This is a genomic window from Blastococcus sp. SYSU DS0619 (assembly GCF_054051035.1).
Genome location: NZ_JBJHAM010000005.1, coordinates 74,288 through 98,894 on the forward strand (window position 1 = coordinate 74,288; position 24,607 = coordinate 98,894).

Here is a 24,607-nt window from a genome sequence, read left to right on the forward strand (position 1 = left end):
GCTCCACCCATCGATCAAAGGGCTGACTTGCAGAGCACCTTCACGTCGCAGCTGCGGCATGGCGTCCCCGGCTTCGGGGCGTACTGGCGCTGGCGCATGCCGTGCAGCACCTCGCTCACCTTGGTCTCGGCGATCGTGATGGCAGGACTCTCAACGTCAACGGGCTCGCGGGCGCCCCGTTTCAAGTCGTGCACGTAGGCGCCGCGCACGTCCAGACCCTCACGTCGTCCCGCGTCGGCGTAGACCTGCAGCTGCAGGTCGTGACTGCCTTCCTCACCGGCCGACGTCTTGTAGTCAACGATCGCCAAGCCAGTGGTCACGCCACCCTCCTGGTCCAAGATCACGTCGGCTCGGCCGGACACCACCGCATTGCCGAGGTGGAGTTCGAACGGGCGTTCCGTCATCCAGACGCGCTGCAGGTCCGCTTCATGGTCCGCGATGTAGCGGTTGACCAGCCGCCGCGCGGCCTCCTTCATGAGGCGGTGCGCCGGCTTGTTGGCGGCCGGGAGGAAGAGCTCGTCGTCCAAGATCTGGTCGACAGTCGCGGCATCCGGCGCGGCACCCGTGGCTTTCGTGTGTTCGGCGATCGTCCGCATCACGTGGTGCACCGCTTTGCCGTACCCGAGCTCGGGGGCCAGCGTCGGCTGGAAGCCGAGGACATTGCGAAGCCGGTACGCCAGCCCGCAAACGTCGTAGGCGGCGAGCTCGCTGAAGGTCACTTGCAGGAGTGCGTCGCCGTCGGCCGCCGATGACGTCAGGGTGGGAACCGAGACCGGGAGCGTCGTGACCAGGTGGTCAGGAATCTCGTCCCAGTAGGGAGACGACCTGACTCGGTTCTTGGTGACTCGCTCATGACGCGACAGAGACAGCCAGTCTCGGGCGCGAGTCATGGCTACGTAGAAGAGTCGCCGCTCGTCGGCGTCTGAGCCCTCGTAGCGGTCGGCGTCGAAGAGCGTGCGGTCGATCAGCCATGGCTGAGGACGTCCGGTTCGGGACGAGGGGAAGCGTGACTTGGTGAGGGACGGGACGAAGACGGCGGGCCACTCGAGGCCCTTGGCGCTGTGCACCGTGGTGAGGTCGACGGCGTCCGTGTTGATGTCCGGTTCGCCGTCGAAGCCCTCGTAGGCGCCGTTCGCGTAGTTCGTGATGTGGATGGCGAGGTTCTTGTAGTACCAGAGCCCGCGATCCTGACCACCGACCTGTTCACCCGGCGTGGCGTCGTCCGGACGCGCCCGGCGCCGCACGGACTCGTAGTCGGCCAGCAGGGTCGTGAAGCGAGCCAAGGTGCCCAGGCGGGTGACGGCGTGCATGTCGTCGTGGTCCCAGTGCTTGCAGCCGAGTACGTCCACGAGTTGGTAGAAGTCGCGAACGAGGTCGACGCGCCGTTCCTGCTGGTGGACGGCGCTCTTCCATTCGTTCAAGAGTCGCCGCAGTGCGCCGACCGCCGAGCTGGGGAGGGTGAAGGCGGCCTCGTAGTCGGCTACGAGCCGGTCTTCGGTGATGACCTGGGACTGGACGCCGAAGCCGGCCGGTCGGTAGTCGTGGTCAACGAGCCAGCAGTAGGTCTTGCCCAAGACCTCAGCCTCCGGCCGAGCGAAGAGCCCCGTCCGGCCGGCCGGTTGGACGGGGATCCGAGCGTCCTCCAGCGCGGTCAACAGCGCTGGGTAGCTGGCTCGACCGCGAACCAGGATGGCTATGTCCCGGTACGCCAGGCCGTTCTGGTGCAGGTAGAAGATCGCCTCAGCAATCTCGGCCGCCTCCTCCTCCTCGTACTCGGCATGCCACTTGACGACCTCGGTGCTGCCCAGAGGCGGACGGGTGGGCGTCATGGCTTTGGCGAGCCGGCCTGGGATCGACTGAGCGAACTGGTCAGCGGTCTCGACGATCGTGGCCCGGCTGCGTCGGTTCGCCGTGATCGAGAAGGTCGCAACGTTCGGATACCGCTGGGCGAACGAGGTGATGTTGCCGACGTCGGACCCGCGCCAGCCGTAGATCGCCTGGTCGTCGTCACCGACCGCGACCAAGCTCACGTTCGGGCCGGCCAGTCGTTCGATCAGCGCTTCCTGAGCCGGGTTGACGTCCTGGTACTCGTCGACGATGAGGTGTCGCAGGTCGGCCAGGACGGTCTGGAGCACCTCGGGGCGGTCCAGCTCAGCCACAGCGCGAGCGATCTGTTGCCCGTAGGTGAGGAGCCGGTACTTCTCAAGCGAGGCGTAGTACCGCTCGAGGACGCTGCGGAAAGGGGCGTCGAGCTGGCTGGGGACAAGCAGCTCGTTCTCGACGACGTCCAGGTTGTCGAGGAAGGTGCGAATCGACTTGAAAAGCGTGCTGTCGATGGTCTTGATGTCCAGGCGGGTTGCCTCGCGAACGAGGAAGGCGGTCAGCTGGTTCTCGTCCAGTACATCGAACGTCTCGTAACGCGGAACGTACGTCTGCAGCAGTCGAAAGCAGTAGGCGTGGATGGTGCCGACATAGAGGCCGCCGAGCTGGTCCAGCGCCTGTGGGCCCAGTCGCTCGGCAACGCGCTCGCTGATGCGTTGCTTTAGCGAGGCGGCGGCGCGCTCGGTGAAGGTGAAGGCGACGATGCTGCTGGCGGGCGTCCCTTCGGCCAGCAGCGCGGCGACCCGTTGTGAGACGACCTCCGTCTTTCCCGAGCCGGCGCTGGCAATGATCTGCACGTGGCTGCCGCGGTGCTGCACCGCGGCGAGTGACTGACCTTCCAGAACTGGCGCTGTCATCTGTACCCCCGTGATGGAGCGCGGGGGCGGACCCGCTGCTCGGCACCACAGACAGTGGCGCTGAGTCCATGCAAGACCTCTGCGTCGACCACGGCAAGCACTGCGTGATTCGATCACCACGAAGAGTTCCTCCTGTGCCGACGGTGGCCAGGGTTGTCAGTGAGGCGGAGGCGTGACGAGTCATCTCATCGGTGCTTACGGACTCTTCTGGCAGCGAGATGAGGTCTTTGGCTACCGCGACGTTGGAGACGGCTGGCAGCTCTTGGGCCGGCGCAACAAGCTGAAGCCTGCGCTGGCGATCTGCGACTTTCGCAAGGCCCGAGGCTTCTACCTGCTCTACAACGACTACGGGGCCACGTACGTCGGGCTTGCGGCTGGCGCTCAGGGTCTGGGGCAGCGGTTGAAGTCCCACGACAGCGACCAGAAGAAGGACTGGTCTCGCTTTTGCTGGTTCAGCTTCGACGACGTCGAGAACTGGACGGAGCGGGATGGTTGGTCGCGAGTCCTCACGAGGGATGCCGTCGACAACGTCAACACGCGCGGCGCTGTACAGGAGTTCGAGGCACTGCTGATCCAGGTGCTCGGTACGAAGAGGCAGAACCAGATGCGCTTCAAGGGCGGGGAACGCTGGGAGCAGGTGCTCGCCACGGACTACGCGCCGGATGGACTCATGAGCCGAGTCGACCGGCGACCGATTAAGAGCCGACTGCTCGCTGCCCTGCTGACTTCTTAGCTCTAGACTCCCGCTTTTCGTCAACCGAGCGATCGTGACGACTCGCGGGCTGCCCGCCGCAGTCGGCGGTCGACGGAACCGAGGCCTAGGTTGGCGCGTGCGACCGCTACCTACCTCGGTGGTCCTGCGAACATCTGACACGACGGGAGGCCTGGTGAAGGCTCAGACGCTCACGCCGGCCGCGCTATTCGGTAGTCACATCCGCTATGTCGTCCCGCTCTTCCAGCGGCCGTACGTGTGGAAGCGCGACGAGCAGTGGGCGCCGCTCTGGGAGGACGTGCGAGCCCTGGCGGAGAAGGTGCTCGAGACACCACCCGGGTACGGAGCTCCGCCGGTGCCACCGCATTTCCTCGGGGCGATCGTGGTCGATCAGCAGGCCAACGCATCTGGGTTCATTCAGGTTCGCCACGTCATCGACGGGCAGCAACGCCTGACCACTCTGCAGCTGCTTCTCGACGCCGCCCAAGAGGTGACCGAGGAACACGGCACTTCCTTGGACGCCGAGACCCTCAAGGTCCTCGTGCTCAACCAACCGCAGGTGACGCAGCACCCGGACGAGATCTTCAAGGTGTGGCCGACCGACCGGGACCAGGCAGCGTTCCGAGCGGCCATGGACAACGAGACGTCGGTGCCGCCAGAACTGGCGACCGCACGCATCGCCCAGGCTCACGACTTCTTCGTCCAGCAGATCACCGACTGGTGCGAACCCGCAGGGGACCCGGACAAGGCGGCGGCGCGGCTCAAGGCACTCGCGCAGGCGCTGCACGCCCACCTAAAGTTGGTCATCATCGACCTTGAGCCCGGCGATAATGCGCAGGTCATCTTTGAGACTTTGAACCACCGCGGGTCGCCGCTGCTCGCGGCCGACCTGGTAAAGAACTTGGTCTTCCAGGTCGCGCAGTCCCAACAGCTCGACGTGCCCGCGCTGTACGCGGCACATTGGCGTCAACTCGACAGCGACTACTGGCGTGAGCTGACCGCGCAGGGGCGGTTGTTCCGCCCACGCATCGACGTCTTCCTCAACTACTGGCTCGCCATGAAGCTCCTCCGTGAGGTCCCGAGTGACCGGATTTTCGCCGACTTCCGGGATCAGATCGCTGTAGGAGCCGCGAGCATCCCCGACCTCTTGGCTGAGCTGGCCAGGGACGCGGAGGTCTTCTCTTCGCTGGAGGCGTTGTCAGCTGACACGGTGCCCGGCCGCTTCTACTACCGCGTCATCAGGGCTCTGGACACCAATGCTGTGACTCCCGTGCTTCTCTGGCTTCTCCGCTGGCCGGCTGACCAGCTCCCCGTGGAGCAACGGGACAAGGCGCTCAACGCCATCGAGTCTTGGCTGGTCCGCCGGACCCTGGCCAGGTTGACGGGCAAGAACGTCAACCTTGCGGTCCTCGAGCTGCTCCGGGCGTTGGACAAGGGCGGTCCGGCGACCGCCGGGGACACTGCAGTGAGCTTCTTGGCTGAGCAGACGGCTGCCGCCCGCGTGTGGCCTGACGACGACCTGGTCAGGTCCTCACTCGAGACGGGGTCGGTGTACACCAGCCTCCTCCGCGCACGTCTGCGAATGATCCTCGAGGCGCTCGAAGACGACCTCCGCACAGCCTATGGCGAGGGGCAGTCAGCACCGCGAAACCTGACGATCGAGCACATTCTCCCGCAGTCATGGCAGGCGAACTGGCCGATTGCCCCAGAGGACGTCGCGGGCGCAGTCGAGCGCGAGCGTCTCGTGCACCTGCTGGGCAATCTGACCCTCGTCAGCGGTCGGCTGAACCCCGCGCTGTCCAACCGGCCCTGGGTCGCTGACACGGGGACCGGCAAGCGTGACTACCTGCTTGAGCACAGCGCGCTGAAGCTGAATGCCAAGGTCGTGGCTGAGCACCCCGCCGCGTGGACCGAAGACGACATCCGCGCGCGCACCTCAGCACTGACAGACAGGCTGCTGGCCCTCTGGCCGCGTCCCGCCGGCGTTGCGTCCGTGCCACTCGCCGAAGCCGAGGTGGAGCCACAACCCGCGGCGGCCGCGGACGAGCAGGTGGCCGAAGACGAAGACCCCAGCATCGCTCCTCACACGGGCAAGTACCGGCTGCTGTACTGGTGGCTGAAGGCTCAAGACGGGGACGAGTTGCCGCTCGACTTCGAACAGGTCGAGCAGATCGCCGGCATCGCACTGCCACCCTCAGCGCGCCTGCACCCTGCGCACTGGTACGGCTACGAGGGCAGCGCGATCGCCCGAGCGATTCGGGACGCCGGGTGGAAGGCGTCGAAGGTCGACCTTCCGGCCCAGCGCCTCACGTTCATCAGGGCCTCGAGCGACACGTGAGGGCGTTGGGTGACTGAGCTGCGCGGCCAGCCCACTGACTGATCCTCGCGCAACTGTCAGCGGGCTGGCCGCCCGATACTGCGGGTGCACCTCCAGCCGCTGTTGACACACGTCCCCGCAGCCTCTTTTTGCCCAGTTCAGGCGACACGTCACTGCGCCTGGTCCGTCGGTCCGGCAGCCACGCCTACCGTCGCAGGACCATTCCTCACAGCTCGGAGCGAAGTTTCAATGAACGCTGAAGACCAGAGTTCGACGTTGGCGCGAGCGGGACAAGACCTCGTTGAGCAGCTGCTCAAAGTCGGGATCAACGGCTTCGGCCCGTTCAAGAGCGCTGCTGAGTCGGCGGTCGAGGCGCTGTCGGGACGAACGACCGAGCAGGCGGTGAGCGCCCTCATCCGCAACCATGCTGCTGCCGCTGGCGCCCAGGGCTTCGTGACCAACCTCGGTGGCTTCATCGCCATGCCACTCACCCTCCCCGCGAACGTCGGTGCGTCCTACCTGGTGCAGACCCACCTGGCCGGCGCCATCGCCGCGGTGCACGGGCATGACCTCGACAGCGAGGAGGTCCGCACCGCTGTTCTCCTCTGCCTGGTCGGCAATGCGGGCACAGAGGTGCTCAAGCAGGTCGGGATCAAGGTGGGAAGCCAGGTGAGCATGACGGTGATCAAGCGGATCCCGATCACGGTGATCCGTCAGATCAACAAGAAGGTCGGCTTCATGCTCGTCGCCAAGTACGGCACCAAGCGGGCGGTGATCACCCTGGCCAAGGGCGTTCCCCTCGTTGGTGGAGCCATCGGCGGGGGTATGGATGCAACCGCCACCTGGGCGATCGGTTCCCTCGCGGACAAGGCGTTCACCGTGAACCAGGACTCTGTCGAGACATCGGTCCTGGCCCCGGCGTGACATCCACCTGCGTCTCCGGTGAGCAACTTTTCAGGACCTGAGTCTGCGATTACGACACCGCGGCAGAGCGGCAACCGAACTGACGACAGTCTTGCGGCCCGGGCTCACCGCGCAGCGAGGCGCGCGAGCGCGTCGGTGAAGCTCTCGTTCCACAGGCCGAGGTGCGGCCAGCGTTCGGCGACGTGCGCGGTCGCCTCGTCGGCCTTCATGCCCTCGGTGCGCATCAGCCAGGCCCGCAGCACCAGCCCGGTCCTCGAGGCGCCGCCGTGGCAGTGCACCAGCAGCCGGTGCCCTTCCTCCTGCAGCGCCTTCATGTCGTCGAGGACGTCGGTGAGCATGACGTCGAGATCGACGTTGTGCTCGTTGTCGGCGATGTAGGCCATCCGGTGCACCGGGTGGGGGAACGGCTCACCGAGGCGGCACAGCGAGATGACGGCGAAGTCGTCGTCGCTGTAGCGGGCGCCGTCGAGGTTGCCGGCCCAGATGCCGGGCAGCACCTCCTTCGGGCCAATCCGCGGGATCACGCCCGGGTCGTAGTTCTGCTGCACCCCGCCGTCCAGCGCCGCCGCCAGCTGCTGCAGGTCCAGCAGCCGCCAGACCTTGTTGCCGTGGCCGTGCACCCGGCCGTGCATCGCTGACGACCAGCGAATCGGGATGCCGCCCATCCCGAACACCGCCCCGGCCAGCCCGCCGGCGACGCATGCCACCGTGTCGGTGTCGCCACCCAGGTCGATCACCAGCCGCATCACCTCGGCGAAGTCCCCGCCGTTCCGCAGCGCCCACACCGCCTCGCCGAGCGTCGGCCACACCGCGCCGTTCGACTCGGTGGCCTGGTCAGGCGTCCAGTGCGGGGCCAGCACCGCCGCCCACCGCTCCCGGTGTGCCGGAGCCACCGCCTCGAGCGCGGACGGGATCGCCGCCAGCGGGTCGCCGCCGTCCAGTGCCACCCGCATCAGCTCGTGGAAGATCGCGCAGCCCTCGCCGGCCGACGGGTCGCCGTGGGTCAGCGCCGAGATGCGCCGGGCGGCGTCCATGGTCGCTTCGCGACCGTCCCGGGAGAACCGGATGGCGGCTGGTGCCGTCCGCATCAGCGAGCCGTTGCCGGCCGCGTGCCCGCTGCGGGCGAAGTGATCGGCCGCGGTGACGTCCCACGGTCGGCCGGACCCGAGGACGGCGCGGGTCTGGTTGCCGATGTCCGGCGGCCCGGCCGCCGCCCAGGCCCGGAAGCGGTCGAAGACATCGGCCTCGTCTAGCCCGCCGCGCTCCACCAGCGACGTCGCCACGAGCAGCGCCATCTGGGTGTCGTCGGTGAACTCGCCCGGCTCCCAGCCCAGCGAGCCGCCGCCGCACATCTCCGTCTTCGACCCCCGCGCCGGCACCGGGAAGCGGGTGGAGAACTGCCCGGGCGGTCCGAACTCGAACGGGGCGCCGAGGGCTTCGCCGACGGCGGAGCCGACGAGCGCGCCGGCCACTCGATGTGAGCGGTGCATGCGCTGGGTCACACAGGCATCCTGGCCGACGGCGGTGCCGCGCGTGCGTGCGACGCTGGATGCGGCTCGTGGCTTCGTCAGCGGGCCTGGACGAGCAGCGGCTGGGCGACCTCGCCGATCGAGCCGCGTACGTCGGAGAGCTCGCCGTGGCACAGCCCGATGCCGTCGGCGGCGATCTGCGTGCGGCAGGCCAGGTGCACCCACTCGCCGTCCGGCTCGCGGGTCAGGTGCGTGGTCATGCCCGGCGGGATGGACCACCAGCTGTCGATGGGCAGCTCCACGGAGATGCCGTTGGCCGCATCGGCCGCGATGAGCGCGCGGTCGAGACCGGTGAGCGGCAGGCCGGCCACCAGCGGGACGCGCACCCGGGTCCAGACGTCGGCCGGCCCGGGCTCCTCTGGCGACCCGGCGGTGTAGCGCCACTCCAGGGCCTGCCCGAAGCCCCAGTCGGGCAGGCCGAACAGGACCTGCGGCGAGGATTCGGGGACGGCGGGTGGCGGGCTGAGCTCGGTGACCACCGGCGGGGTGGGTCCGACGGCGAGCGACCACACGCGGGCGACGGCGACGGTGCGGCCCTCCACGGTCATCACCGCCTCGGTCAGGTCGATCCGCCGTCCCGGGCGTACGGGGGACACCTCGACGGCCAGCTCTCGGCGGGGGATGGCGCCGAAGAAGTCGACGCTGATCCGCGCCGGTCGCGAACCCGCCCCCGTCGACCGGGCGGCGTCGGCGGCCAGGTGGGCCAGCAGCGCGGACGGCGGTCCGCCGTGCTGGGCGCTGTGGTCCCATGGGCTCTCGGTGGCCCGGGTGGGCGCGAACCGGTTGTCGCCCAGCGGCAGGTAGAAGGCCTCGAACTCCATGACCGGCAGTCTGGCCGAGGTGGTCAGCCGGCGGCCGGGCGGACTCACCGTCGCTCGATCGGGTGGGACTGCGGCGGATGCCTACGCGGGCGGCCGGTTGCTGTCGGTGGCGCCTGCCATGGTCCGCCCTGCCGTCACGGGGCGGCGCGAACCAGGGAGTGGCATGGGCGGATCGGTCGGTGTGCAGGCGGGGCGGGTGTGCCCCGGGTGCGGGCGGGAGGACTCGGTCCCCGTCGTCTACGGGTTGCCGGGGTTCGACCTCTTCGAGCAGTCGGAGAGCGGGCGGGTCGCGCTCGGTGGCTGCCTGGTGATGGACGAGCCGGCAGCGTTCGCCTGCCGCACCTGCGGACTCGAGTGGGGCGACGAGTCCGACCCCACCGTCGAAGAGGCCGAACTGGCCGGGCTGCTCGACGTCGGGCACGCCGAGCTCGTCCGGGCCCTGGGCGCCGGGTGGCGGCGCGAGAGCGCGGTCGACGGGTCGGACGGCGTGCGGTGGTTCGTCAGCGGCGAGCCGGCGCAGCTCGCGGTGGGTGTGCAGGGTCCGTGGTTCGTCCTGGCCCGGCCGCTCACCTCCTGGGGCCAGCACCGTCCCGGCCCGCTGATGGGGGACGAGCCGCGGCTGACCCGGGACGACGTCCTCCACCAGCCGGACCTCGTCGCCGAGATGGCGGAGGCCATTGCCTCGCACCGCCGCCGGTCCTTCCGCTGGTGCCGCACCTGCCGCCGGGCCACCGCGCCCGAGGCGTTCGTCGCCGCGGAAGGATCTTGCGCGACCTGCGTCGATACCTTCATCGATTCCTGATCCTCGCCCGTCGCCACGGTCTCGCTCGTCGGGAGTAGGCAGCCCGCTGTCGGTCTCCTCCGGGCGGGCCGAGGTTCCGATGGGACGACGACCGAGCAGCGAAGGACGCGGGGGATCCACAGTGCGGAACGGTGCAGGACCGGACCGGGTGCCTTCCGGCCTCCGGGCATCACCCACCGGCCGGGTGCCGCAGTGGGTGCTCGACGAGGCGAGCGGTCGGGCGCCCACCGCCGAGCCCTGGCGGACCTGGTCACCCGCTCCCGCTCCCGCTCCGTCGCCGACGCGTCGCGCTCGCAATCGCCGCCGTCTGATGTCCCTGGTGGCTGTCCTGGCCGGTGTCGGTGTCGTGTGCGCCGTGGTGCTCGACCCGCGCGGGCTCGGGGGTGGTGCCGCGGGCACCGTCAGGCCGTCGTCCTGGCCGACACCCGGATTCGAGTCCGCTGACGCGCCGCTGGGCACACCGGTGCCGGCACCGAGTCCGGGAGGCACGCACCTCTTCGTCGGGTTGCAGGACGACGGCGAGCAGCCGGTGGCCTACGACCCGTGCCGGCCCGTCCACTACGTGATCCGTCCCGAGAATGCGCCGCCCGGGGGAGAGGCGCTGGTCCACGAAGCGTTTGCCCGGGTCTCAGGTGTGACCGGTTTGCACTTCGTCTACGACGGCGCCACCGACGAGTCGGCGTGGGACGACCGTGCGAGCTTCCAGCCCGACCGCTACGGGGACCGTTGGGCCCCCGTGCTCGTGTCGTGGCAGACCGAGGCGGAGAACCCGGAGCTGGCCGGTCGTGTCGCCGGGCTGGCCGGCAGCGCCAGTGTGGAGCCGCCCGGCGGGCCGCAGGTGTTCGTCACCGGTGTGGTGGGGCTCGACGCAGCCGCCTTCGACAGCATGCTGGCCGACCCGGCGGGGGTCTCCGGTGCGCGCGCCGTCGTCCTCCACGAGCTCGCTCACCTGGTCGGCCTCGCACACGTCGCGGACCCGGACGAGCTGATGTACCCGACGACCAGCACGGTGCTCGACTTCGGCATCGGTGACCTGACCGGCCTGTCTCAGCTCGGGGGCGGGGAGTGCGTCCCGACCGTGTGAGCGGGAGGCCGGCAGATCACCGGTTGGAGGTAGATGGGTCGTGCGTGACGAACTCGGCGCCCGGCTCGCCGGAGATGTCGGTGTGGCATGTCACGCTGCCAGGACGATCCATCCCAGCCAGCCACGGGGGCACGGCATGACGACGACCGCGGTGCGCGCATGACGGCGCGCATCTTCCCGAGCAGTCCCGTCTTCGAGTCGCACGCCGAGCGGCTGTTCGCCGAGGCGCTGCGCGACCAGTTGCCCGACGACGCCGTCATGGTCTGCGGCCAGCGCTTCAGCGACCGCCGCGAGGACCGCGAGGCCGACGTCATCGTCGCCTGGCCCGGCTTCGGGATCGCCGTCATCGAGGTCAAGGGCGGCAGCGTCCACCTCCGCGAAGGGGAATGGCGGCAGGTCGGCGGCGGGCTGGACAAGCGAATCAGGCCAGTCGAGCAGGCGCTGCGCTGCAAGTACCTGCTGCGCGACTACCTGCGCCGCGATCGTCGCTGGAGCGCTGGTGACCCGCGGGTGGTGCACCTGGTGGCCCTGCCGGCGACGACGCTGCCGGACGAGTTCGCCGCGCCCGACGCGCCGCGGTGGATGGTCCTCGACCGCACCGACCTGCCTCGGGCGGCCGCCCGCATCGCCAGTTCCCTCCGGCAGTACGAGAGCGACGTCGAGCCCCCGACCGCCGAGGACGTCGAGGCGTTCGTCGACTGCCTGGCCGGGGTCGGCATCCCGCAGCAGGAGCTGCTCGCGACGCTGCACGAGCGGGAGGCCGAGTGCGACCTGCTGACTCGCGACCAGGCGCGCGTCCTCGACTGGCTGCGCTCCAACCGGCGGGTGGAGGTCCGCGGCGGCGCGGGCTCGGGCAAGACCTGGCTCGCGCTGGAGAAGGCCCGGCGGCTGACGGTCGAGGGCGGGCGGGTCGCCGTCATGTGCTACTCCCGTGGACTGGCCGAGTACCTCCGCCGCCGGGTCGACACCTGGAACCGGAAGGAGCGCCCGGCCTACGTCGGCACCTTCCACGGTCTCGGCATCGACTGGGGCGTCACCCCCGGGTCGGACGACGACAGCGGCTACTGGGAGGAGTACCTCCCCGAGCGCATGGTGGAACTCGCCGGCGGGCTGCCCGAGACCGATCGCTTCGACGCCATCGTCGTCGACGAGGCGCAGGACTTCGCCGAGAGCTGGTGGCCGGCCGTGCTGGCCGCGCTGCGCTCCCCGGAGGACGGCTGCCTCTACGTGTTCGCGGACGAGGGGCAGCGGGTGTTCGCACGCCAGGGCCGCCCACCGGTCGCGCTGACGCCCTTCGACCTCGACGAGAACCTGCGCAACACCAAGCAGATCGCCGGCACCTTCGGCAGTCTCACCACCAGTCAGATGCGCTACCGGGGTGGCGACGGCGTCCCCGTGCGCTTCGTCCAGTGCGCGACCGATGACGCCATCGGTGCGGCGGACGACGAGGCGGCCGCCCTCCTCGACGCCGGGTGGCCGGCCGAGTCGGTGGCGCTGCTGACGACCTACCGGCGGCACCCCGTCCAGGCCAAGCGCCAGACCGCCGGTCAGGACGCCTACTGGGACTCCTTCTGGGCCGACGACGACCTCTTCTACGGCCACGTGCTCGGGTTCAAGGGGCTGGAGCGGCCGTCGGTCGTCCTGGCGGTCAACGGCTTCCGGGACGAGGAGCGCGCCCGCGAGATGCTCTACGTCGGGCTGTCCCGCGCCCGCGACCTGCTCGTGGTCTGCGGCGACCTGGAGCTGATCCGGCGGGTGGGCGGCCCGGCCGTCGCCCAGCGGCTGGCGCAGTCCTCCGTCTCGACGCCGACCGGCTGAGGGGGAGTCGTGGAGTTCGTGCACGAGGGTGCTCGGTACTCGCTGGACACGGAAGCCGTCCGGGTGGCGCTGCGCGGTGTCGCTCCTGACGAGCTGCGCACCCACTGGGTCGACGTCGACGGCACCCGCTGGCCGCCGAAGCAGGTGCTCGCCCTGGCCACCGGGCTGGAGAGGTCGGCGTTCACGTCGCACCGGGCGCTGGACGTCCTCGGCCGGCTCGGCTTCTCGACCAGTCCGTGGAGGGGTAGCCGGGATAGCGAGGCGACGGCCCCGGCGACGGCGCCGCCTTCTGACCGTTCTCCCGGCCGGCCGGGTCTGCCCGCGGGCGTTTCCGCGACGGCCGCTCGTGGTGCCGACGTCGTCATCGTCGGCTGTTCCGGCTCCAAGGCTGACGGGCCGGCGCCCGCCGCCGCGCTGTTCACGGGGGCTGCTTTCCGGAAGGCGCGTGATCTCGCCGTCCGGTCCGGCCGACCCTGGTACGTCCTCAGCGCGAAGTTCGGCCTGCTCCACCCCGACGAGGTCATCGCGCCCTACGACGTCTACCTGCCGGAGCAGTCGGCCCGATACCGCAGCGCCTGGGCCGAATGGGTGGTGGCACAGCTCGGCGAACGGCACGACCTCCGCGGTCTGACCGTGGAGGCGCACGCAGGCAGCGCCTACTGCCGGCCCCTCATGGACCCGCTCGCTCGGGCCGGCGGGACGCTGGTCCAGCCGCTCGCCGGGCTCAGGCAGGGGGAGCGACTGGCCTGGTACGGCGGCTCGGCGGAGCACCTCGGCGAGCCTGTGCCCGCGGCTCCCGCTGTTCCGGATGTGGCCCGGCTCCTGGACGATGGCTACGCCGTCCCTCCGAGCGAGTTCCTCGCCGCCGGCCGGGTGGCGTCCGACCGGCCGGGTCTCTACAGCTGGTGGGCCGACGTGCAGGGCGCCGGAGAGCTCTCCGCCGGCCTCGGGCACCGCGTCCCGCCCGGGCTGATCTACGCCGGTCGGGCGGGCGGCATCCGTCCCAACGGCGTCAGCTCGACCAACACGCTCTGGGGCCGGGTGGCCACCATGCACCTCGGCGGCAACCGCAACTTCTCGACGTTCCGCCTGACGCTGGCCGCCTGCCTGTCCCGGCCCGGCGACCAGCCGATCTCGGAGGCCGACCTCACGGCGTGGATGCATCAGCACCTGCGCGTGGCCACTCTGCCATTGCCCGCGGACCAGGTGACGTCCGGCGAGGCGCGCCTCCTAGGGGTCACCGATGCGCCGCTCAACCTGCGTGACGTCCCGCCGACCCCGCTGCGGAAGACGCTGAGCGCCCGTCGGTCGTCCATCCGCAGCCGCTGACAGCCGGGCGGATCCCGGTCGCGCCCGTGGTCCGGGGGGAGGGGCCGGGCATCGCTCGGGAGCGTGCCTGGCTCTGCTATGGGATCCACCGGGACGGGCCGTTGGTCGACCCGTCCGGAGCCGCGGTCGGGACCTGAAACTGCCGGCCGTCGCTGGAGCGCCGGGCCATCGAGCCGTCCCAGGCATTCCTCGTCGGCGCAGTCGAGGCGCCGGCCTTCGCGATCTCACACCGTACCCACGCTCCTCACCGGCCGGCTGCCAGCAGGTACCCGCTCAGCCGTCCCAGGCTGGAGCCGTGGTCGACGACCTGCTCGTGGCGCGCGACCCCGACCCCGACCCCGACCCCGACCCCGACCCCGGCTCCTGGGTCAGCTGGGCCTTCGGGTGGTTATCCGGAAGCCGGATCGGAAGGTGTCCCCGGGCCGGTGATCGCAGGCGGCTTCGTGCCACCGGCGATTCTCGCGACACCGCCGAACCAGTCGTGGTCGATCAACTCGAAGTCGTCCACGCGCCATTGGAGTGGCTCCCAGAAGCGACGTCGTGAATCGGCCAGCGCCAGGCGGCGGTAGTAGGCGTTGGCGACGCCGCTGGTGAGCTTTCCGTCGAGGTGGAGGTCCATCACGACGATGCGACCGCCGGGGCGGACCAGGTCGAACATGCGCCGGAACACGTCGCGCCAGTCCGGCGCGACACTGAGGCCGAGGACGCAGATCGCGGCGTCGAACTCGGTGCGCCCCACCAGTCCGGGGTCGAGCGTGCGAGCGTCCGCCTCGATGAGGTCGATGTTGTCCCAGCCGGCGTCCCGCACCTTCGCATCCGCGCGGGCGAGCATGCCGGGGGAGTAGTCGACCGCGCAGATCCTGCCGGACGCACCGATGCGCTCGGCCAGCAGGGGGAGGTTCGCGCCGGTTCCCGTCGCCACGTCGAGGACGGTCGCACCCGGCTCCAGGCGGAGCAGTTCGATCGCCTCGCGCCGGTGCTCACCGTGCAGCAGTTCGGTGCCGTACTCGTACATCCACGACAGGACGTCATAGTGCTGCATGGGTCGCGGAGACTACCGGCCGATCGAGACCGTCGGCGACTGGCCGGCAGGACGGCGCGGCACCGTAGAGCTGGGGCGTCGCTTCGGCGGTCAGGCACCCGGGACGACGACGGCGCGGCCGCGGATCGAGCCCTCGTGCAGCCTCCGGTACGCCTCCGGTGCCTGGTCGAGCGAGTACCGCTCCACCTCCACGTGGATCGCGCCGGCGCGCGCCAGGTCGAGCACCTCCATCAGCTCCGACCGCGTGCCCCAGTACGGCGCCCGCACCGAGGCGCCCATCGGCGTCGAGAAGAAGCCGGTGGGCAGCACCCCGCCACCGATCCCGACGATCTGGACGACGCCGTCCAGCGCGACCGACTTCCGGGCGATCTCCAGGGTCGGCGGGGCGCCGACGAAGTCGAACACCACCTGCGCACCCACCCCGCGGGTCAGGTCCCGGATCGCCGCGACGGCCGACTCGTCCGACGGCAGCGCTCGGTGTGCTCCCACCTCGCGGGCCAGCTTCAGCTTGTCCTCGCTGATGTCCAGCGCGATCACGGTGGCGCCGGTGATCGCCCGCAGGATCTGGATGCCCACGTGCCCCAGTCCGCCCGCCCCGATCACCACCGCGGTCGAACCGGCCGGGAGCGCACTGAGCGACGAGACGATCGCGTGGTACGGCGTCAGCCCCGCGTCGGTCAGGGAGACGGTGGCCACCGGGTCGAGGTCGCCGAGCGGCACCAGGTGCCGGACGTCGTCGACGATCATGTACTCGGCCAGCGCACCGGGGGAGCCCAGTCCCGGCGGCTGGATGCCCAGCTCCGCGGCCCGCGGGCAGTAGTTCTCCGCACCCTGCGCGCACGCATGGCACAGCCCGCAGCCCCACGGCCCGTAGACCGCCACCGGCTCACCCACCTCGACACCGGTCGCACCCTCGCCCAGCGCGTCGACGACGCCGGCGCCCTCGTGCCCGAGGGTGAGCGGCAGGCCGTAGACGTACTGCTCGGCCGGCAGGCTCATGACGAACGCGTCGGAGTGGCACAGCCCCGCGGCGGTCACCCGCAGCCGGACCTGCCCCGGCCCCGGTTCGGGCGTCGGGACGTCGACCACCTCGGGCTCGCCGCCGATGGTCCGGTACTGCACCGCGCGCATGCCTGCTCCTCCGTTGCCGGGACGAGGTCCCACCCGACGCTAGGGCCTGCGCGTGGCTGGTGGCGAGCCGTGCGAACGGGCAGCGGTCGACAGCGACGATGCGCCACCGGTGCGAGCATGACGGCCATGCCTGCCGATCGCACCGAACTCGTCGAGCGGTACCTGCGCGGCGAGACCGACGTCGTCGAGCCCCGCGACGCCGCCAGCGTGGTCCTCCTCCGCGACGGTGCGGCCGGCCCGGACGTCTACCTGCTCCGGCGCCGTCCCACGATGGCCTTCGCCGCCGGGATGCACGTCTTCCCGGGCGGCTCGGTCGACCCCCGCGACCGCGAGGCCGCGGAGCACTGGGTCGGCCCGCCACCCGCCGCGTGGGCCGAGGCGTTCTCCTGCGACCCCGAGCTGGCGACCGCCCTCGTCGCCGCGGCCGTCCGCGAGACGTTCGAGGAGTCCGGCGTCCTGCTCGCCGCGCACCGGGACGGCACGCCGGTCACCGACACGACGGGAGAGGACTGGGAGCGCGACCGGCTGGCGCTCATCGAGGGCGCGCTGGCCCTCAGCGACTTCCTGAAGGCACGGTCCCTGCTGCTGCGCGCCGACCTGCTCCGCCCCTGGGCGCACTGGATCACCCCCGAGTGGCAGACCCGCCGCTTCGACACCCGGTTCTTCCTCGCCGCGCTCCCGGCCGGTCAGCGCACCCGGGACGTCGGGGGCGAGGCCGACCAGGTGGCCTGGACGCCGGTCACCGAGGCGTACCGGGGCTTCCGCGACGGGTCGCTGACCATGATGAACGCCACCGCGTCGACCCTGCGCGACCTCACCGCCCATCCGGACGTCGCCTCCGCGATGGCGGAGCCGCGCCGCATCCGGCCGATCATGAGTCGTCCGGTGCTCACCGACGGCCGGCTGGAGTACGTGTACGACGAGGACGACGGCCCGGCGCCGCTCGCCGAGCTGGTCGAGCCGTTCGGGGCAGCCGACGGCGACCCGGGCGACGACACGTAGCCGGACCCGGTTGCGCTCAGGAGCACAGCAGGTCGAGCGCCACCTGCCCGTCGCGGCGAGCGTCCTGGGGGAGCAGCAGCCAGGATGCCGCGATCGGGTCCGCCAGGTGCCGCTGCAGGTGCAGCAGCCGCTTCCGGTCGCTGCCCGAGGAGGCCCGGTCGGCGAACGGGTCGACGCATGCGAGCAGGACGGCGGCGTCGGCCAGGTGCCGGTCGCGGTCGCGTCCGTCGGTGAGGTGCGCCGCGGCCTTGAGGATCAGTGCGCCGAAGGCGTCGGGCACGCTGATCGTCGTCTCCATGCTTCCGGTGATCCGCAGCTCGGCGAGAACCGTCCGGCGCAGCGCCTGCGTGCCGCCCGCGACGCGCACCAGGTCGTAGCCGCGGAACCGCTCCAGCGACCGGGGCGGGGCGTGGTCGGCCGCGACCACGTCGACGACGGAACGTTCGGTCCCCGACGTCACGAGGTCGACGACGGCGCCGTCCCGGACGAAGCGGTGCGCGGTCCCCACGCGCGGGTCGACGCTCGGGGCCAGCCGGTAGCCGAGCTCCTCGAGGGAGCGGGCCACCTGGGCGGGGCGGCCGGACCCGGTCTCCACGTGCAGCAGGACGTCGACGTCATTGGTCGGCCGCACCACCGGCACACCGGCGACGGCGCCGTGCAGCTGCACCATCAGCCCGCCGATCAGCGTCCAGGCGTCGGCCGGCACCGCCCCGGCCAGCTCGGCGACGTCGGGCCACGGTGGCGCCCACCCGCCAGCCGGCGTCGGCGGCCGCAGCACCTCAGCCACGCAGCACCTCAGCCACGCAGCTGCCCGAGCGCGCGGTCGAGAAGGTGGTGGCCGGTCGAGCGCTCCCGCGGGTCGGTCGAGCCGGCCAGGTCCAGCGCGGCCAGCACCTGCCGGCCTCCGCCCGCCAGCTCCGCGACGACGTCGATCGGCATGCGCGTCGCCCGCAGCGTGACGCCGCCCGACGGGTCGGGATCCAGCCGGTACCGCTGGACCAGGCGCTCCTCGACGCGCTCGTCGACGTACCCGTCGCAGCGGTCCGGCGCCGCGCTCAACCCGCCGATGCCCCCGGCGGCGCCCGAGGCGACCACCTCGCGGGCCAGCCGGTCGAGCGCCCGCGGGTGGGCGCGGTAGCGGTGCACCGTCGCCCGGTTGCGGGTGCGGGCGGCGAGCTCGGCGGCTGCGGTGCCGGCGAGAGCCGAGCGGAGACGCGACCGCTGCGCCTGCCCGAGCCACGCCGCCGGAGCGCCCTCCAGGAGTGCCACGGCGGCCCACGCCGTCGGCTCCTCCCAGGCGCGCACCCGGCTGCCCTGGCGCTGCGCCATCCACTGGGCCACCGAGTCGGCGTCGACGCGGTCGGTGCCGATCGCGAGCAGCTGACCTCCGGAGACCAGGCGCTGCACGTGCCGGACGGAGACGCCCAGCCGGTCGGCGGCCTGCTCGGTGGTCATCAGGGGCATACCGACAATGTCGTCACAGCGACGCTATCGGTCAAGCCGAAACCGCGGCAGCATCTCTGCGAAGCTGGCCGGGTGCCTCCCGTCCGCAGCTCCGGCGTCCTGCTGTACCGCCGCACCGGCGGCCGCGTGGAGGTGCTGCTCGGGCACATGGGCGGGCCGTTCTGGGCGAGGAAGGACGACGCCGCCTGGTCGATCCCCAAGGGCGAGCACGACCCGGCCGAGGACGCCGAGGCCGCCGCCCGCCGCGAGTTCGCCGAGGAGCTCGGCTGCCCGATGCCCGCCGCAACCCTCCGCCCGCTGGGCGAGGTCAAGGGCCGCAAGCTGCTCACCGTCTGGGCGGGAGAGGGCGACCTGGACGCCGACGCGATCACCAGCAACACCTTCGAGCTCGAGTGGCCGCCGCGGTCGGGCCGGATGCAGACGTTCCCCGAGATCGACCGCGCCGCCTGGTTCGACCTCGACACCGCCCGCACCAAGCTGGTCAAGGCGCAGCTGCCCTTCCTCGACCGGCTGGCCGCGCACCTCGCCCGCTGAACTCGCAGCTAGGGTCGCCGTCCCACCGACCTGGAGGTTCCGTGCCCGACCGCTCGCTCCCCAAGCCCCTCCCGCGGGCGGCCCGCGTCGCCGCCGCGGCGATGACCCGCCGGTGGCCGCTGCCCCCGGCCACCCACGGGGTGCGGGTGCTGCGCGGTCTCGACGTCCCGATGCGCGACGGCACCACCCTGCGGGCCGACGTCTACCTGCCCGCCTCGGACGGCCCGCACCCGACCGTGCTGCTGCGCTCCCCGTACGGCCGCGGCCTCGGGTTCGCCCTGGCCATGACGGTGCCGTACGCCGAGCGCGGCTACGCGGTGGTGGTGCAGAGCGTGCGCGGCACCTTCGGCTCCGGCGGCGAGTTCAGCCCGGTCGTGCACGAGGAGCACGACGGGCAGGACACCGTCGTCTGGCTGCGCGAGCAGCAGTGGTTCGACGGCCGGCTCGCCACCCTCGGCCCCAGCTACCTCGGCTACACGCAGTGGGCCCTCGCGCTCGACCCGCCGCCCGAGCTCAAGGCGATGGTGCTGCACATCGGCCCGCACGACCTCGCCCAGGCCGGGCTGATCGACGGCGCCTTCCAGCTCACCAACCTGGCCATCTGGACCGAGCTCGTCGCCCACCAGGAGCGGGTCAGCTTCCTGCGCGGGATGTACCGGCTGATGACGGCGGAGCGCCGCCTGGCCCCGCACCTCGGCGAGCTGCCGCTGCAGGGCCTGGCCGAGCGCTTCGGCGGCATGCCGGCCCCGTGGTTCGACGAGTGGCTCGCGCACCCCGACCTGTCCGACGCCTACTGGGACCGCTACCGCGCCACCCCCGCCGTCCACTCGAGCACCGTCCCGACCATGCTGATCGGCGGCTGGCAGGACTGGTTCGTCGAGCAGACGCTGTACCAGTACGCCGTCCTGCGCGACCGCGGTGTCGACGTCGGCCTCACCCTCGGCCCGTGGGCGCACCTCACCATCGACGCCGCCGTGACGACGCCGGAGAGCCTCGCCTGGCTGACCGCCCACCTGCCGGTGGACGGCGCGCCGCCCGCCCCGGAGCGCACCGACCGGGTGCGGGTGCACGTCTCCGGCGCCCGCACCTGGCGGACCATGCCCGACTGGCCCCCGGCCACCACCGACCGCGCCTGGTACCTCGCCGCCGGCGGGCGGCTTCACGACGACGTCCCGGCCGGGCCCGAGGAGCCCACCACCTTCACCTACGACCCGATGGACCCGACCCCGTCGGTCGGCGGCCGGGTGCTCGCCGCCAGCGCCGGCCAGCGGGACAACCGGGAGCTGGAGGCGCGTGACGACGTCCGCACCTTCACCACCGCGCCGCTGCGCACGCCGGTCGAGCTGCTCGGTGGCGCGCGGGTGCGGCTGTTCCACGAGTCGGACAACCCGTACGCCGACGTCTTCGTGCGGCTCTGTGACGTCGACCCGAGCGGCCGGTCGGTCAACGTCACCGACCGGCTGGTCCGGCTCGACCCGGCGCCCGGCGAGGAGCCGGCGGCGGGGGAGCGGACGGTGGAGACGACGCTGCCCGACGTCGCGCACCGCTTCCGGGCCGGGCACCGCATCCGGCTGCAGGTCTCCGGTGGCGCCCACCCGCGCTACGCCCGCAACCTCGGCACCGGCGACGCGCCCGGCGAGGGCACCCGCGGGGTGCCGGTGGCCCACCGGATCTGCACCGGCAGTGCCGCGCCGTCGTCGCTCACCCTGCCGGCCGGCTGACCCGCCGGGCCGCCCGAAAAGGGTTGCCGCGACACGCGGTCGTCACAGTTTTCCCGCTGACCACAGCCGACCTGGGCTTTCCCTCAAGGTCCTACGAGCGGGCGCTCCGGCTGCTTACGCTGACCGCAATCCACGGAAGGACGGCCCTGTGAGCAAGCACCTGCTCGACGAGACAGCTGAGTTCAAGATGCCCCGCGCCGGGCGGCACGCCGCCCCGGAGACCGCCGAGTTGGAGCCGACCCAGCGCTTCGACCCGGGTTTCCAGCAGCGGCGCCCCATGCCCAACCCGCAGCAGGGCCGGGACGCCGGAACCCGCTGAGCCCACCGGGCCGCCCGTCCTGCGGGCGGCCCGGTCCTCGGCCGGCCGCGGGGACGCCGCTCAGGCCGGAACGAGGAAGCCGAGCACGATGATGATCGGCATGGCCACGACCGAGGCCAGCGCCGTCACGAAGGTCAGCGCCTTCAGCGCGCCCTGGGTGGAGATGCCCAGCAGGCTCTGGAACATCCAGAAGAAGTTGCTGTTCACCTGCAGCGCGAACAGCGCCCCGGCGCCGATGGCCAGGCCGACGACGACGGGTGCCACGTCCAGCGAGCCGAGCACCGGCGCGAGGATGCCGGCGGCCGCGATCGCCGCCACCGAGATCGACCCGATCGCGAAGTGCAGCAGCGCGGCGATCAGCCAGGCCAGCAGCAGGGTGAGGATCACCGAGGCGCCGGTCGAGGCGGAGAACAGGTCGGCCAGCACCTGGTCGAGCGTGGTCTCCCCGATGACCGCGCCCAGCGAGCCGCCGATGCCGGTGATCAGCAGGATCTGCCCGGTGGTGCTCAGGCCGGTGGTCACCGCGTCGTCGGTGCGCTCCCGGCCGAGGGTCCGCCGGGTCAGCACGTAGGCGCCCACCATCCCGAGGAACAGGGCGAACACCGGGTTGCTGACGAAGGCGATGACCGGGTTCTCCACGCCAGCCGCCGAGGCGATCGCGCCGCTGGCGATGAGCAGCAGCGGCACGAGCACCGGCAGCAGCGAGATGCCCAGCGGCGGCATCGCGGCCTCGTGCTCCTCGTCGCGTTCGCCGGCTGCGTGCTCCGCGTCCCGCAGGGCCTGCGTCTCGTGCTCGTCGCTCTCCGGCTTCCAGAAGCCGGCCTTGAGCACCAGGCTGAACAGGAACGTGGTGAGCACCGCGGTCGCCGGGCCCACGACCAGCCCGAAGATCAGCATCGTCCCGAGCGGGATGCCGAGCAGGCCGGCGATCGACAGGGTGCCCAGCCCGGGGACGACGAAGACGTAGCCGACCAGGATGCCCGCGGTCAGCGACCCGGCGAGCAGGGGCAGCCCGCCGCGGCCGATGTGCGGCGCCGCCGAGCGCGCCAGCGGTGAGGCCAGCACCAGTTGCACGTCGACGTAGATGGACGGGAACAGCGTGGTCAGCGCCGCGCTCATCGCGTAGGGCAGCCGCTTCGCCCCCAGCAGCCGCAGCAGCAGCGCCACGAACTTCTGCAGGGCGCCCAGCGCGAACAGCAGCGCCCCGAGGAGTACGCCGAACCCGATCAGCAACCCGACCTCGGCCATGATCTCGCCGAAGCCGACGGCGATGACCTCCACGGTCCCGGCCAGGCCGACCCCGCCCGCGATCCCGAGGTACAGCGAGCCCAGCACCAGGGCGATGACGGGCTCGACCTTGAGCGCGATGATCAGCAGGAGCACGCCGAGGATGGCGATGGACGCGTGCAGGATGATCACGTGGAGCTCCGTTCACAGGCACCGGCCGTGGTGAGGTCACACGACGTCCTGATGTGACCACGCCGTGCCCCCGGCCGCCAGACGACCGGCTCGCCCCTCGGCTCAGGCGGTGCCCTCCGCGGCGATCAGCTCCGTGACCTCCTCCGGGGGCGTCGAGCAGTCGTCGGACGACGGCTCCTGCTCCGACGCCAGCCCCTCGACGCCGGCGTCCTCGACGGGCGTGAAGCCGAGGCGGTCGAGGTGGCGGGGCACCCGGTTCTGCGCGTTGACCACGTGCGAGCGGGACAGCCATCCCATGCCGTCGTCCACCTCGAAGTCCATGCCGCCGCCGGGCGCGCGCTGGACGTGCCCGGGGGAGGGGAGGAGGCCGACCAGCTGCACCGCCTCCGCCGCCGACAGCTCCGCCGGCGGGGAGTCGAAGTAGTACCAGCCGGCCGCGCAGACGCCGTAGATCGTCGGCCCGAACTGCGCGTAGTTGACGTACAGCTCGAGCATCCGGCGGTCGTCGACGAACGCGGCGAGCTCGACGGACAGGCCGGCCTCCAGCGCCTTGCGCCAGGCGCTCAGCTCCTGGTTGAGGAAGACGTTCTTCGCCACCTGCTGCGGGATCGTCGACCCCGACGGGTCCTCCTCGCCGGAGAGGTGCGCCGTCGCGCGGCTCCACAGCTCCTCCCACTCGAACGCCCCGGACCGGTAGGGGAGCGCGGCGTCCTCGTGCGCGATGACCGCGGCGAGGAAGTTCCGGGAGACGTGCTCGACCGGCACCGACTGCTGGATCGAACCGTCGGGGTTGGCCGCCATGAACGCCGTCGTCGGCGGGTCCACCCAGCGCAGCGACAGCACCAGCAGCGCCTGGACGACGCCGAGCACGGCCAGCACCCGGACGACGCGGCGGACCAGCCCCCGGCGGCGCCGCGGCGCGCGGTCCCGGAGCAGACGACGGCCACGGCGACCCCGCTCCGGCTCGGCCGGCGGGTACGGACGCTGCGGCGGAGCCGGCGGAAACGGGCCTCCGGGCCGCGCCGTCGGGTACGGGCGCTGCGGCTCCTGCCCGGGCCGGGTGCGCGGGGGAGGCGGCCCGTACGGGGGCTGACCGCCGTAGGGCGGCTCGCCGTACGGAGCCTGACCGCCGTAGGACGGCTCGCCGTACGGGGCCCGGCCGGCGGGCGGCGGCGCGCCGTACCAGTCGTTGCCCGCCGGCGGCGGCCGGTCGAACCGCGGGCGGCGGACGGGCTCGTCCTGCGGCAGCGGCTCGGTGGGCTGACGGCGGAGCCAGCGGGTGGCGCGGTCATCCGGCGGGACGGAGGCCAGGGCGGTGCTCCTCAGGTCGGCGTCGGAGGCTCATCGTACGGCGGCTTCCTATGTGCCCCCTCGTCCTCGCCGCCCGCGGAGCCCAGCCACGCCTCCACCCGGTCCAGCTCGGCGTGGGTCAGCCCGAGCACGTGGTCCGGCGCCACGACCAGCACCTGCCCGCTGGCGGCCAGCCACTCGCTGGTGTCCTCGGCCTGGTCGGCGAGGTCGTCGTCGATCCACACGATCCGCCGGCCGGGCTCGGCCTCGGCGACCTCCCGCGCGGCGGCCAGCTTCCACCACCCGGTGAGGGCACCGAGCGGGCCGCCGAAACCGGTGGGCAGCACGTCCCGGCTGTGCGTCCGCAGCCCCCGCGGCAGGCCCATCGGCTCGGCGAGCAGCTGGTCGGCCAGCTCCGTCCACGTCGTCAGCCACTGCAGCTCCACCCGCCCGGAGTCGTGCCACTCGCGCAGCCGGGCGACGACGGAGGGGTCCCACGACAGCACGTAGCCGTGGAAGGTGCCGCGCCGCCAGCCCTCCGGCAGATCACGGCGCAGGGCGTTGAGCACGCCGTCGACGTCCAGCAGCAGGACGGGTGGGGGAGCGGTCAT

Annotated in this window: 21 protein-coding genes; 11 read left to right on the forward strand and 10 right to left on the reverse strand. The window is 71.8% G+C overall.

The genetic code is table 11. The features are described 5' to 3' along the window. Positions 1-14: 14 nt before the first annotated feature. The gene (locus ACI79T_RS08880; protein WP_456609689.1) at positions 15-2,738 is read right to left on the reverse strand and encodes an ATP-dependent helicase; all 2,724 of its coding nucleotides are present in this window, start codon (positions 2,736-2,738) and stop codon (positions 15-17) included. A 172-nt stretch (positions 2,739-2,910) separates the two neighbouring features. On the opposite strand from ACI79T_RS08880, the gene ACI79T_RS08885 reads away from it, so the two are divergent. The 3 genes from ACI79T_RS08885 to ACI79T_RS08895 all read left to right on the forward strand — a co-directional run bounded on the left by ACI79T_RS08885 (position 2,911) and on the right by ACI79T_RS08895 (position 6,691). After that, a complete protein-coding gene (locus ACI79T_RS08885; RefSeq protein ID WP_456609690.1) occupies positions 2,911-3,471 on the forward strand; it encodes a hypothetical protein in 561 nt (186 codons plus the stop codon). Between the two features lie 154 nt (positions 3,472-3,625). Then, positions 3,626-5,788, forward strand: coding sequence for a DUF262 domain-containing protein (locus ACI79T_RS08890; RefSeq protein ID WP_456609691.1), 2,163 nt, complete (start codon positions 3,626-3,628; stop codon positions 5,786-5,788). A gap of 228 nt (positions 5,789-6,016) precedes the next feature. Then, complete coding sequence (locus ACI79T_RS08895) at positions 6,017-6,691, forward strand: EcsC family protein (protein ID WP_456609692.1); 675 nt, start codon at positions 6,017-6,019, stop codon at positions 6,689-6,691. 104 nt (positions 6,692-6,795) lie between these two features. Here the strand turns inward: ACI79T_RS08895 and ACI79T_RS08900 are convergent, their stop codons facing one another. Both ACI79T_RS08900 and ACI79T_RS08905 read right to left on the reverse strand, forming a co-directional pair. Then, the gene (locus ACI79T_RS08900; RefSeq protein WP_456609693.1) at positions 6,796-8,193 is read right to left on the reverse strand and encodes an ADP-ribosylglycohydrolase family protein; all 1,398 of its coding nucleotides are present in this window, start codon (positions 8,191-8,193) and stop codon (positions 6,796-6,798) included. A gap of 65 nt (positions 8,194-8,258) precedes the next feature. Beyond that, a complete protein-coding gene (locus tag ACI79T_RS08905; RefSeq protein ID WP_456609694.1) occupies positions 8,259-9,041 on the reverse strand; it encodes a thioesterase family protein in 783 nt (260 codons plus the stop codon). 163 nt (positions 9,042-9,204) lie between these two features. Between ACI79T_RS08905 and ACI79T_RS08910 the strand changes: the two genes are divergently transcribed. The 4 genes from ACI79T_RS08910 (at position 9,205) to ACI79T_RS08925 (ending at position 14,074) form a co-directional block, all read left to right on the forward strand. Continuing rightward, positions 9,205-9,843: a hypothetical protein gene (locus tag ACI79T_RS08910; protein WP_456609695.1), complete on the forward strand. Its 639-nt coding sequence runs from the start codon at positions 9,205-9,207 to the stop codon at positions 9,841-9,843. 634 nt (positions 9,844-10,477) lie between these two features. Continuing rightward, positions 10,478-10,927, forward strand: coding sequence for a matrixin family metalloprotease (locus ACI79T_RS08915; RefSeq protein WP_456609696.1), 450 nt, complete (start codon positions 10,478-10,480; stop codon positions 10,925-10,927). A 159-nt stretch (positions 10,928-11,086) separates the two neighbouring features. Beyond that, positions 11,087-12,745 carry an NERD domain-containing protein gene (locus ACI79T_RS08920; protein ID WP_456609697.1) on the forward strand — a complete coding sequence of 553 codons (1,659 nt, stop codon included), beginning with the start codon at positions 11,087-11,089 and terminating at the stop codon, positions 12,743-12,745. 9 nt (positions 12,746-12,754) lie between these two features. Next, positions 12,755-14,074, forward strand: coding sequence for a DUF6884 domain-containing protein (locus tag ACI79T_RS08925; protein WP_456609698.1), 1,320 nt, complete (start codon positions 12,755-12,757; stop codon positions 14,072-14,074). Positions 14,075-14,462: 388 nt separating this feature from the next. Here ACI79T_RS08925 and ACI79T_RS08930 read toward each other — a convergent pair whose 3' ends face one another. Both ACI79T_RS08930 and ACI79T_RS08935 read right to left on the reverse strand, forming a co-directional pair. Then, positions 14,463-15,116, reverse strand: a complete 654-nt coding sequence (locus ACI79T_RS08930; protein WP_456609699.1) for a class I SAM-dependent methyltransferase — start codon at positions 15,114-15,116, stop codon at positions 14,463-14,465. Positions 15,117-15,206: 90 nt separating this feature from the next. Next, positions 15,207-16,247, reverse strand: coding sequence for an NAD(P)-dependent alcohol dehydrogenase (locus ACI79T_RS08935; RefSeq protein WP_456609700.1), 1,041 nt, complete (start codon positions 16,245-16,247; stop codon positions 15,207-15,209). A gap of 126 nt (positions 16,248-16,373) precedes the next feature. Between ACI79T_RS08935 and ACI79T_RS08940 the strand changes: the two genes are divergently transcribed. Further along, entirely contained in the window at positions 16,374-17,249 is an 876-nt protein-coding gene (locus ACI79T_RS08940) for an NUDIX hydrolase (RefSeq protein WP_456609701.1), read from the forward strand. Between the two features lie 16 nt (positions 17,250-17,265). On the opposite strand, the gene ACI79T_RS08945 is transcribed toward ACI79T_RS08940, so the two are convergent. Beyond that, positions 17,266-18,036 carry a hypothetical protein gene (locus ACI79T_RS08945; protein WP_456609702.1) on the reverse strand — a complete coding sequence of 257 codons (771 nt, stop codon included), beginning with the start codon at positions 18,034-18,036 and terminating at the stop codon, positions 17,266-17,268. A gap of 8 nt (positions 18,037-18,044) precedes the next feature. Continuing rightward, positions 18,045-18,713, reverse strand: a complete 669-nt coding sequence (locus ACI79T_RS08950; protein ID WP_456609703.1) for a helix-turn-helix domain-containing protein — start codon at positions 18,711-18,713, stop codon at positions 18,045-18,047. Between the two features lie 72 nt (positions 18,714-18,785). Between ACI79T_RS08950 and ACI79T_RS08955 the strand changes: the two genes are divergently transcribed. From ACI79T_RS08955 to ACI79T_RS08965, 3 genes are all read left to right on the forward strand, one after another. Then, entirely contained in the window at positions 18,786-19,247 is a 462-nt protein-coding gene (locus ACI79T_RS08955; RefSeq protein WP_456609704.1) for an NUDIX domain-containing protein, read from the forward strand. A 41-nt stretch (positions 19,248-19,288) separates the two neighbouring features. After that, positions 19,289-20,968 (forward strand): CocE/NonD family hydrolase, encoded by a 1,680-nt coding sequence (locus tag ACI79T_RS08960; protein ID WP_456609705.1) that lies wholly within the window; start codon positions 19,289-19,291, stop codon positions 20,966-20,968. A 148-nt stretch (positions 20,969-21,116) separates the two neighbouring features. Continuing rightward, on the forward strand, positions 21,117-21,287 hold the full coding sequence (locus tag ACI79T_RS08965; protein ID WP_456609706.1) for a hypothetical protein: 171 nt from the start codon (positions 21,117-21,119) through the stop codon (positions 21,285-21,287). A 60-nt stretch (positions 21,288-21,347) separates the two neighbouring features. Here ACI79T_RS08965 and ACI79T_RS08970 read toward each other — a convergent pair whose 3' ends face one another. From ACI79T_RS08970 to ACI79T_RS08980, 3 genes are all read right to left on the reverse strand, one after another. Next, positions 21,348-22,706 (reverse strand): GntP family permease, encoded by a 1,359-nt coding sequence (locus ACI79T_RS08970; RefSeq protein ID WP_456609707.1) that lies wholly within the window; start codon positions 22,704-22,706, stop codon positions 21,348-21,350. Between the two features lie 102 nt (positions 22,707-22,808). Next, entirely contained in the window at positions 22,809-23,585 is a 777-nt protein-coding gene (locus ACI79T_RS08975) for a transglycosylase domain-containing protein (RefSeq protein ID WP_456609708.1), read from the reverse strand. Positions 23,586-24,028: 443 nt separating this feature from the next. Further along, positions 24,029-24,607, reverse strand: coding sequence for an HAD domain-containing protein (locus ACI79T_RS08980; protein ID WP_456609709.1), 579 nt, complete (start codon positions 24,605-24,607; stop codon positions 24,029-24,031).

Bases quoted from the DNA above. Each gene is read 5' to 3' on its own strand.
- ACI79T_RS08935 (WP_456609700.1), bottom strand. From the start codon at position 16,247: ATGCGCGCGGTGCAGTACCGGACCATCGGCGGCGAGCCCGAGGTGGTC.
- ACI79T_RS08940 (WP_456609701.1), top strand. From the start codon at position 16,374: ATGCCTGCCGATCGCACCGAACTCGTCGAGCGGTACCTGCGCGGCGAG.
- ACI79T_RS08920 (WP_456609697.1), top strand. From the start codon at position 11,087: ATGACGGCGCGCATCTTCCCGAGCAGTCCCGTCTTCGAGTCGCACGCC.
- ACI79T_RS08880 (WP_456609689.1), bottom strand. From the start codon at position 2,738: ATGACAGCGCCAGTTCTGGAAGGTCAGTCACTCGCCGCGGTGCAGCAC.
- ACI79T_RS08905 (WP_456609694.1), bottom strand. From the start codon at position 9,041: ATGGAGTTCGAGGCCTTCTACCTGCCGCTGGGCGACAACCGGTTCGCG.
- ACI79T_RS08930 (WP_456609699.1), bottom strand. From the start codon at position 15,116: ATGCAGCACTATGACGTCCTGTCGTGGATGTACGAGTACGGCACCGAA.
- ACI79T_RS08895 (WP_456609692.1), top strand. From the start codon at position 6,017: ATGAACGCTGAAGACCAGAGTTCGACGTTGGCGCGAGCGGGACAAGAC.
- ACI79T_RS08910 (WP_456609695.1), top strand. From the start codon at position 9,205: ATGGGCGGATCGGTCGGTGTGCAGGCGGGGCGGGTGTGCCCCGGGTGC.
- ACI79T_RS08950 (WP_456609703.1), bottom strand. From the start codon at position 18,713: ATGCCCCTGATGACCACCGAGCAGGCCGCCGACCGGCTGGGCGTCTCC.
- ACI79T_RS08980 (WP_456609709.1), bottom strand. From the start codon at position 24,607: ATGACCGCTCCCCCACCCGTCCTGCTGCTGGACGTCGACGGCGTGCTC.